This is a genomic window from Thermomicrobiales bacterium, from assembly GCA_023954495.1.
Taxonomy (GTDB): Bacteria; Chloroflexota; Chloroflexia; order Thermomicrobiales; family CFX8; genus JAMLIA01.
Window position 1 is genome coordinate 1 of record JAMLIA010000108.1, and the last position, 9,447, is coordinate 9,447.

General features: G+C 64.0%; 10 protein-coding genes. 9 read left to right on the forward strand and 1 reads right to left on the reverse strand.

From position 1 onward, the window contains the following. The 7 genes from M9890_14605 to M9890_14635 all read left to right on the forward strand — a co-directional run. On the forward strand, positions 1-205 hold a 205-nt coding region (locus tag M9890_14605), incomplete at its 5' end, for a hypothetical protein (protein ID MCO5178183.1). Positions 206-271: 66 nt separating this feature from the next. Then, entirely contained in the window at positions 272-931 is a 660-nt protein-coding gene (locus tag M9890_14610) for a response regulator transcription factor (GenBank protein MCO5178184.1), read from the forward strand. A 174-nt stretch (positions 932-1,105) separates the two neighbouring features. After that, positions 1,106-1,633, forward strand: coding sequence for a DoxX family membrane protein (locus M9890_14615; GenBank protein MCO5178185.1), 528 nt, complete (start codon positions 1,106-1,108; stop codon positions 1,631-1,633). A gap of 103 nt (positions 1,634-1,736) precedes the next feature. Next, on the forward strand, positions 1,737-2,795 hold the full coding sequence (locus tag M9890_14620; GenBank protein MCO5178186.1) for a multicopper oxidase domain-containing protein: 1,059 nt from the start codon (positions 1,737-1,739) through the stop codon (positions 2,793-2,795). Between the two features lie 183 nt (positions 2,796-2,978). Continuing rightward, entirely contained in the window at positions 2,979-3,458 is a 480-nt protein-coding gene (locus M9890_14625) for a hypothetical protein (GenBank protein ID MCO5178187.1), read from the forward strand. A gap of 290 nt (positions 3,459-3,748) precedes the next feature. Beyond that, complete coding sequence (locus M9890_14630; GenBank protein MCO5178188.1) at positions 3,749-5,041, forward strand: ABC transporter substrate-binding protein; 1,293 nt, start codon at positions 3,749-3,751, stop codon at positions 5,039-5,041. A gap of 247 nt (positions 5,042-5,288) precedes the next feature. Beyond that, positions 5,289-5,531, forward strand: a complete 243-nt coding sequence (locus tag M9890_14635; GenBank protein ID MCO5178189.1) for a hypothetical protein — start codon at positions 5,289-5,291, stop codon at positions 5,529-5,531. A 530-nt stretch (positions 5,532-6,061) separates the two neighbouring features. On the opposite strand, the gene gcvPB is transcribed toward M9890_14635, so the two are convergent. Continuing rightward, positions 6,062-7,537, reverse strand: coding sequence for an aminomethyl-transferring glycine dehydrogenase subunit GcvPB (gcvPB, locus tag M9890_14640; protein MCO5178190.1), 1,476 nt, complete (start codon positions 7,535-7,537; stop codon positions 6,062-6,064). Between the two features lie 228 nt (positions 7,538-7,765). Here gcvPB and M9890_14645 point away from each other — a divergent pair, with 228 nt between their 5' ends. Continuing rightward, positions 7,766-8,767, forward strand: coding sequence for a DUF1385 domain-containing protein (locus M9890_14645; protein MCO5178191.1), 1,002 nt, complete (start codon positions 7,766-7,768; stop codon positions 8,765-8,767). A gap of 51 nt (positions 8,768-8,818) precedes the next feature. Then, positions 8,819-9,283, forward strand: a complete 465-nt coding sequence (locus tag M9890_14650) for a GNAT family N-acetyltransferase (protein MCO5178192.1) — start codon at positions 8,819-8,821, stop codon at positions 9,281-9,283. Positions 9,284-9,447 lie beyond the last annotated feature (164 nt).

Below are 9,447 nucleotides of genomic sequence, written 5' to 3' on the forward strand. Positions count from 1 at the left end.
GGCTGTGCCCTGCCCGATCCAGGAAGCAGGTCATCCGCCGATGCCGCAGCCGGCCGCCTGCGATCACGGCGACACGTATCGCGAGGTTGAGTCGTGGACCTTCCGCACCGACATCACCCCGCCGATGGTGATCTCGGGATACAACGAGATTGATGGCAAGGTGGTGTCGACGGTTGAGGTACTGAACGTCGAGCCAGCCCCGTAACCCACCGCCCCGCACACCCAGCAATGGCACAATCTCCTCTGGCGCGACCTGCGCCGGGAGGAGCCGATGAGAGTCCTGATCGCTGACGACCACGCCCTGTTTCGCGATGGGCTGCGCAGCCTGCTGGAGGCGCGCGGTATCGACGTTGTCGCCGAGGCGCGCAACGGACGCGAGGCGATCGCGCTGGCGGAGCGCGAGGTGCCGGACATCGTCCTGATGGATCTGGCGATGCCTGAGATGGGCGGGCTGGCAGCGACACGCATGATCAGCGCCGAGATGCCGGCTGTCCGCGTTGTCGTGCTGACGGCGTCCGAGGATGATGCCGACCTGTTCGAGGCGATCAAGTCCGGCGCGCAGGGGTTCCTGCCGAAGGATATCGAGGCGCGACGGCTGTTCGAGATGCTCGACGGCGTGACGCGCGGTGAGCCGGCGCTGACGCCCGGGCTGGCCCGCAAGCTACTCGACGAGTTTGCCCAGCCACGCGCAACCCGCCAGGAGCAGCCTGCCACCCAGCTCACCGACCGCGAGCGCGATGTGCTGGAACTGCTTGTCCAGGGCATCACCTCCAACCGCGAGCTGGCCGATCGACTGGTCGTCAGCGAGAACACGGTGAAGTACCACCTGCGCAACATTCTAAGCAAGCTGCACCTGGAGAACCGCGCGCAGGTCGTCGCCTACGCCCTGCGCAACCAGCTTGTCGATCCGCCCGAGCCGGATCGCAGCTAGCCTCCTACCCGATAGGGTAGGCGAGAAACTACCCCAGACCCCTCCACAAACTACCCCGCCGACCGTGTTCGAGAAATCGCCCTCATCGCACCATTAGGTCAGGCGCGATACGGCGCGAACCGGAGTGCGAGCGTGCGGCTATCTGTTGCGACGGCACGAGCAGGACGCAGAACAGTGATCCCGTCGCCGCGCATCGGCACGGATCTGTTCGGCAGCACGCGCTTCGCCTGGCTCTGGTTGATGGCCCGAGCCTGGATCGGCTGGCTCTGGCTGGCCGATGGTCGCGACAAGCTGAGCGACGGTCGCTGGATCGACGGCAGCGCATTGCACGACGCCTGGATGGCGACACTGGCGAACGGCGACACCCGCCAGCCGTCGCGCTGGGGCGTTGAGCAGATGCTGGCGCAGGGTTGGCACGGCTGGCTCGGTCCTGCCGTGGCAATCGGGCAGACGCTGGTCGGCATCGCCATCCTGCTGGGCTTGCTGACCGGACTGGCGGCGCTATTCGGCCTCGGGCTGGCTGCGACGCCGTGGCTGGCCGGCGCGAGCGGAGTCGATCCGCTCATCGCGCTGATCGCGGTCGTGCTGGTGCTCGGCTGGCGCTGCGCCGGATGGATCGGGCTGGACCACTGGGTCCTGCCACTCATCTGTCGTTGGCCTGCACAGCCGGGCCAGACCGGCGGGAGGTCGCAGAGGCAGTGATTCGAACCGCGCGGGCTGGGGAGTGCGCTTGCGCAGGCGTCATGAGAATATGCGCTCCATCGATTTCAGGGACAGTGGGCGAGACAGAAGGGGGAACCTCTCAATGTCGATCAAGAATGAAACGAGCCGCATCACCCGACGCAACTTCGTCGGGCTCGTCGGCGCAGCCGGCCTCGGCGCGGCGTCGGCAGCCGTTTTCGGCGCGGCAGCCAACCCGGACCGCGAGGTCGTGCAGGGCATCCCGACCGTGATTTCGGCAGCGCCGGAGGAGCCAACGACCGACCACAGCGGGCACAACGCAACCGGCGACGCGACGCCGACCACCGGCGGCGATTCGGTCGATGAGATGGATGCCATGCACGAGCAAGGCATTCTGGACTTCCCGGCACCGACCGAAGGGCTCGGCGGCCAGCCGCTGGAGTACGAACTGGATGGCGATGTCAAGGTCTTCCGGCTGACCTGCGATGTCGTCCGCTGGGAATATGCCCCCGGCCAGTATTCGGATGGCTATGCCTATAACGGCGTCATCCCTGGCCCGGAGATTCGAGTCAACGAGGGCGACACCGTGCGTGTCCACGTGACGAACAACCTGCCGGAGAGTACGGTCATCCACTGGCACGGACTGATCGTCCCGCACAGCCAGGACGGCGTGACCTTCGTCACTCAGCCGCCGATCAAGCCGGGTGGCGAGTTCACCTACGAGTTCACGCTCCGTGAGGGCAACACCGGCTCGCACATGTATCACTCGCACCACAACGCCGCCGAGCAGGTGACAAAGGGCCTTTTGGGCGCGTTCATTGTTGAGCCGAACGACCCGAACAAGTACGGCGAGTTCGACCGCGAATACACGATCATTCTGAACGACGGGCCAATTGGTGGCTTCACCCTGAATGGCAAGGGCTTCCCGGCCACCCAGCCGGTGATGGCCAAGAAGGGCGAGAAGGTCCTCATCCGCTACATGAACGAGGGCCTGATGATTCACCCGATGCACTTGGTATCGGATGCCGCAGCTTGTCGGCGCAGGATGGTTGGCCGCTTCCGCAACCGTACCTCTGCGACACACGGTCAACGACCGCGCCCGGCCAGCGCCGCGATGTCATCGTCGATGCGACTGAAGTCGGTGCCTGGGCGTTCCACTCGCCAGCATCCTGTCGCACGCTGAATCTGCCCACGGCATGTTCGGCATGGTTGGCTGTTTATCGTCGAGGAGTGAACGCCGGCGTAGCACCGGCGCAACCCTGGCCTACGGTTCGTATCCTGTTATGCGGACCGTGGGCCGCTTCCTTGCCGCCTACCCCCAGCTCCCCACGCATGGCACACTGTCGGGCGCGACGAGAGGAGCCACGTGGAACCGCAGACGACACCACCAGCCGAAGCGCAGGACACAACACCGTCGGACAATGGTCCAACCTGGGCATCCCGGCCGCTCCTGATTGCGTTGGGCCTCTTCGCGGTCGCGCTACTGGCGATGCTCGTGTTCGTGATCCGCGACAGCACGCGCGATGTCCAGCTCGACGCCACGTTGCTCACGCTTGAGCTGAGTTACCCGGACGGCCAGACGGCGACAGCCGATCTCGAGGTTCAAGCAGGCGCAGCGCCAGATGGCGAGACGATCACCTGTCGGGCAACTGACGGCGGGCAGCGCCTCGGTCGTGACACTGCCAGGAGCAACGAGACAATCCGCATCAAGCTCGACCCAGCACCCTGGCCGTTGGACACGTTGACCGGCGATGGCGCGGCGACGATCAACGATCGCGTTGAGTGCCGGGTCGGCGATGGCGACTGGGTACACCCGCTGCGGCAGCCCCGCGTCCGCATCAACTAGCCGCCAACCGTAATGCGCAGCCGCCATCCGTGACAACAACGAAATCCATAGCCCCTCTTGAGTGCATGCACTGATTAGGCTATTCTCGTTTCAGAACCCTACGCGGTCATTCCAGGGATGCAGGCATGTCGGCGATACAACCGACTGCCGATGCGATGCGTACATTGAGTGCATCCGCAGGCAAGGACGTCATCAGACGCAGCCGAGCATTGGCTCGGCAGGCCGATGCTGCGCTGTGCATGGCGTACCCCGGAATGGACATCAGCATGACGTGGATGGAGAGGGAGCCCGTGACTCGACCCAACGGCACGTACCTACCCGATCACCTGGAAGATCCCCTGCCCGTCAACGTACCCAGCCGACTCAGCCGCCGCCGACTGCTCCAACGCGGCGCGGCGCTCGGCATCAGCCTGCCGGCGATCGGCTGGCTGCTGGCCGCCTGCGGTGGCGACGACTCCGACGACGATGATGGCGGCAACGAGAGCGCTGCCAGCCCAACGGCCGCGAGCAGTGAATCCACATCTGCGTCGACCAGCGAGTCGGGTGGCGGAACCGCCCAGAATGGCGGACGGCTGACCGTCATCCAGACCGGCAGTATCCCCGACCTTGACCCTCAGTCCGCCTACGATTCGGACGCCAGCGCAATCTTCTTCGGCACCTACGAAATGCTCGTGCGACTCAAGGGGAGCGATACCTTTGAATACGAGCCGATGCTGGCCGAAAGCTGGGAGGGCAACGACGACAACACCGAATGGCGCTTCAAGATCCCGGCCGGCGTCAAGTTCCACGACGGCACTGACTGCGACGCAGAGGCTGTCGCCGCTTCGTTCAAGCGCTTCCACAACATGGGTCTCGGGCCGGTCAACGTCATCACCCGCTTCGTCGCCAGCGCCGACGACATCAGCGCCGAAGACGCGACGACCGTCCTGTTCAAGCTCTCGTTCGGCACCGAGATCTTCGTCGCAGCCCTCGCCTCACAGTACGGCCCGCTCGTCGTCTCGCCGGCCGCCGTCGAAGCCAACAAGACTGCCGACGACGAGTTCGCCCACGAGTGGTTCCGCAGCAACGTTGTCGGCACTGGTCCTTACACGATCACCGAGAACGTGCTGGGCGACCACATCACGATGGTGCGCTTCGAGGACTATCACGGCGGGTGGGACGGCAATCATTTCATGAGATCGTCTTCCGCAACGTCGAGGAATCCGCCACCTGCCGTCAGCTCATGGAGCGCGGCGAGGCTGACTGCTCGACCCAATCGCTCACCCCGAAGGATGTCGCCTCCTTCGCAGGAAGCCGGCGTGCTGAACGTCATGGTCTACGACCTCGACGAACGCCGACTGGGCACTGATGAACCACGTCAAGCTCGCGGACGTGAAGCCCGCCAGGGAAATCCGCTGGGCGTTCCCCACGACGATGTCCGCAAGGGCGTCTACGGTGACCTCATCGAGGCATCCAGCGGCGCCTGCACGACGACGACACGCGGCTATCCCGAGGATGGCTTCATCTACACGACCGACCTAGACAAGGCCAAGCAGCTGATCGACGAATCGGGCTTCGATGTCAGCCAGCCGCTGGAGTTCTGATCACTCTTCATGACCAGGCCGAGCAGGCCATCGGCCAGCTCTTCCAGGCGAATCTGCAGACGCTCGGCATCACGCTCGACCTTGTCGAGAAGGAGGAGGGCGCACTCACCGACTCTACGGCTCCGCGCCGGCCGAGGAGCGCCCGGACTTCACCTACTGGGGCTGGTGGCCAGATTACAACGACGCCTGGAACGAGATCTACCCGAACTTCCACACGGACGCGATCACGCCGAACGGCTCGAACGCGATGTACTACTCCAACGCGGACGTCGACGCGCTGCTGGACAAAACATCCGGCTCGATCGGAGAGGATGACTACAACGACGCCATCGCCGAGATGAACAAGATCATGGTCGAGGACGACCCGGCCGCCATCTTCGTCGGCTCGGTCAAGTGGTACAGCGTGCTCCAGCAGAACATCAAAGGCTTCGAGCCCAACCCGATCTACATCAACACGTACAACGTGTATGACATGTATCGGGAGGGATAGGGATCGGTAAAGCGACAACCAATCTCCGCCGCCAACTCCTTCGTAGGGTCGGCGCTGGCGCTGTCATCGCCGTGAGGCGACACTTCCGCGCCGGATGATGGCGGTTCGCAAAGAGACACGCGCGCAAACATTTCGTACGGACAGGACCCGGCCTGTCCTCGCGGGGCGCCCTCTGGGCCATGGCGACGCCCCCGCGCCGGATGCCAACGGCCCCGGCGTAATGTCCACGTGCGTTGCCGTCGCGGAAATGTAGGGGCGTATCGCATACGCCCGTTTGGCCCCCAACCCATTCCCGCCGGCAGCCACAATGCCCGGTTGCCCATGCTGGATGGTCGTGTTTCTGGCCGGGCGTATGCGATACGTCCCTACATATCGGGGCCGACGCGGTCACGATACGCCAAGTCCACAATTATCTGCGTGGGAGGGTCGCCTCACGGCGATGACAGCGACTTGCTCGGTCGGCCCCTCTACGCAAACAACCCCGCTCCGGTTTCTCGGAGCGGGGCTGTTGCTGTGTCTATCCAACGTGCCTAGTCGGCAGCCGCGCGCTCCATTTCGGGAGCGTTTTCCGGCGTCCAGCGCAGGTTCAGCTCACGGTTGGCGCGAACCTCGTCGAGGCGCTTGTACTCGGTCGTGTGCGGTGCGTGCTTGACGAACTCCGCATCGGCCTTGATCTCGTCGTCGATCTGGCGCATCGCCGCGATGAACTCATCGAGCGTCTCGATGCTCTCCGTCTCGGTCGGCTCGATCATCAGCGCTTCCTCGACGATCAGCGGGAAGTACGTCGTCGGCGGGTGAATGCCGAAGTCGAGCAGGCGCTTGGCGATGTCGAGCGTGCGCACGCCGTACTCCGCCTTCTGATGGCGGGCGGTCGCGACGAACTCGTGCATGCAGGGTCGGTCGTAGGCCACCTCGTAGCGATCCTTGAGGTTCGCCATCAGGTAGTTGGCGGCCAGTACGGCGTCCTCACTGATGCGCCGCAGACCCTCCGCGCCGTGCATGCGGATGTAGGTGTAGGCGCGGACGTGCATGCCGAAGTTGCCGTAGAAGCCATGAACCTTGCCGACTGAATGCTCGGGTGACTCGAACCCATAGCTGCCGTCGTCGTTCTTGACCACGATCGGATCCGGCAGGAACTGCTCCAGACCGGCGCGAACGCCGACCGGGCCTGACCCTGGGCCACCACCGCCGTGGGGCGTTGAGAAGGTCTTGTGCAGGTTGAAGTGCATGATGTCCATACCGAGGTCGCCCGGGCGAACCATGCCGAGAATGGCGTTGAAATTCGCGCCGTCGTTGTAGACCAGCCCGCCAGCATTGTGGACAGCATCAACGATCTCGCGGACATTCTCGTCCCACAGGCCGAGCGTGTTCGGGTTGGTGATCATCAGCAGTGCAGTGTTCGGGCCAACCAGCTCCTTGAGCTTTTCGACATCGCAGTTGCCCCGATCATCGGACGGCACGGTCACAACCTTGAAGCCGGCCATTGCGGCGGTCGCCGGGTTGGTGCCGTGGGCCGAGTCCGGAACGAGCACCGTATCGCGCTCGTGGTCTCCACGCGAGGCGTGGTAAGCCCGCGCGACGAGGACGCCGGTCAGCTCACCGTGAGCGCCCGCAGCTGGTTGGAGCGTCACCGTCTCGAAACCTGAGATCTCGGCGAGGTAGCTGCGCAGCTCGTCCATCAGCTCCAGCGCGCCCTGAACCGTCTCCGGCTCCTGGAGCGGATGGATGGCGGCAAAGCCGGGCATGCGTGCCGCAATCTCGTTAATCTTCGAGTTGTATTTCATCGTGCAGGAGCCGAGGGGATAGAAATTGATGTCGATCGCGTGGTTCTTCTGCGACATGCGCGTGAAGTGGCGAATGACATCGATCTCGCTCACCTCAGGAAGGGCAAGCTCATCGCGGCAAAGGTCTGCCGGTATCTCCGTCTCGGGAACATCGACAGCCGGAACCGTTGTGCCACGACGTCCCGGCTTGCTCAGCTCAAAGATCAGCGGCTCTACCGCCATATTCCACCCCACCTGACCTTCTGCCGCATGTTGACGCGGAAAACAAACAATCTATCGTCCATACAAATGGCAGCATAACATCCCCCGCCGACACCTCACAACCGCCCCCAGCTATCGACACCCCTGATAGAATCCTGGCTGGGTTCATTGATGGCGCGTGCGCCCCAAGTCGACTTCTTCGACGTTCCCAATACAGCACATCATCAGCATGCCAGGGAGTCTCACGAAATGGCGAAAGCGTTCTACTACGGCGGGCAGGCGGTCATGGAAGGCGTCATGATGCGCGGCCGCTCGTCGATGGCGGTCGGCGTCCGCACGCCGGAAGGCGAGATCGTCGTCTGGGAAGAGCCGATCGAGCCCGGACCGGTCGTCCGATCAGTGCGGAATATCCCACTGCTGCGCGGCGCGGTCGTCCTCTGGGACACGATGCTGCTTGGCATGCGCGCCCTGATCTTCTCGGCCAACGTCGGGCTGAGCGAGGAGGACGGCGAAGAGGTTGATGCATCGTCGATGTCGGGCATCTTCCTCTGGCTGACGGTTGCTATGTCGCTGGTCTTCTCGATCGGCCTGTTCTTTGTCACGCCGGTCGTCACCGTCGATTTGCTCAGCCGCTGGATCGACAATCACCACGTCATCAACATTATTGAAGGCATCGTCCGCCTGGCGATTCTGATCGGCTACATGGTCGCCATCTCGTTCATGAACGACATTCGGCGGGTGTTCGGCTACCACGGTGCCGAGCACATGACGATCAACGCCTGGGAACGTGGCCTGCCGGTTGATGTCGAGCACGTCCGCGAGCAGAGTCTGCGCCATGTCCGCTGTGGCACCGGCTTCCTGCTCATCGTCGTTGTGATCTCGATCCTGTTCTTCCTGCTGCTGGGTCGACCAGTCTGGTATCTGCTGTATGGCTCACGGATCGTGCTGGTGCCGGTCATCGCCGGCGTCGCCTACGAGATCATCCGCGCCGGTGCGGCCCACGCGAACAACCCGATCATGCGGGTTATCCTCGCGCCGGGCCTGGCCCTGCAGGGCGTCACGACCCGCCCGCCAGACGACTCGATGATCGAGGTCGCGATTGCGGCATTCAAGCGCGTGATTGCAACCGATGGTCTGATCACCGAGAGCGAGCTGGATCCGGCCGTCATCCCGGTTGGCGCAGACGCCCAGCCACTGAGCGGTGTCGGTAGCAGACTGGCGGAGCCGGTCCCGGCCCCGGCCGAGGTCTAGCCGATGCATACGCTCGATCCTGGTGCTACCCCATCAGATGACGCCGCCCTCGTGCACGAGGAATCGCCTGCCCCGACGTCTACAATCGTCGTCCGTCAGATCGACGGGGCCGACGAGATGGAAGAGGTCTTCCGCATTCGGGACGAGGTGTTCGTCCGTGAGCAGCGCCTGACCAACGACGCCCGCCGCGACCCCGACGACCGCACAAGCATTCACTTCCTCGCCTGGCGAGATGGCCAGCCGCTGGGAACAGGACGGCTCACCGTCTTCGGACGCGAGGCGCAGGTCGCCTGGGTGGCGGTGCGCGCCGCCGCGCGTCGTGGCGGACTCGGACTGGCGGTCATGCAAGCGATCATCGAGCGCGCCGAACTGGAGAACACTGCCTACATCGTCCTCAACGCGCAGGCACACGCAATCACGTTCTACGAGAATCTGGGCTTCGAGATCGTCGGCCCGGAATTCACCATGGGCGGCATCGCCCACCACGTCATGATCCGCCGCAACGGGAACACGTAATGTGTAGGGGCGTATCGCATACGCCCGTTTGGCCCCCTATACGCCCAATCGGCATCCGCCAACGCCACCGACACGCCCAATCGGCATCCGCCAACGCCATCGACGCGCGCCGACACGGGTATGGCTTGGCCGGGCGTATGCAATACGCCCCTACACAATAATGA

Coding starts and splice junctions, on each gene's coding strand:
- M9890_14610 (MCO5178184.1), top strand. CDS start 272: ATGAGAGTCCTGATCGCTGACGACCACGCCCTGTTTCGCGATGGGCTG.
- M9890_14620 (MCO5178186.1), top strand. CDS start 1,737: ATGTCGATCAAGAATGAAACGAGCCGCATCACCCGACGCAACTTCGTC.
- M9890_14635 (MCO5178189.1), top strand. CDS start 5,289: ATGTACTACTCCAACGCGGACGTCGACGCGCTGCTGGACAAAACATCC.
- gcvPB (MCO5178190.1), bottom strand. CDS start 7,537: ATGGCGGTAGAGCCGCTGATCTTTGAGCTGAGCAAGCCGGGACGTCGT.
- M9890_14645 (MCO5178191.1), top strand. CDS start 7,766: ATGGCGAAAGCGTTCTACTACGGCGGGCAGGCGGTCATGGAAGGCGTC.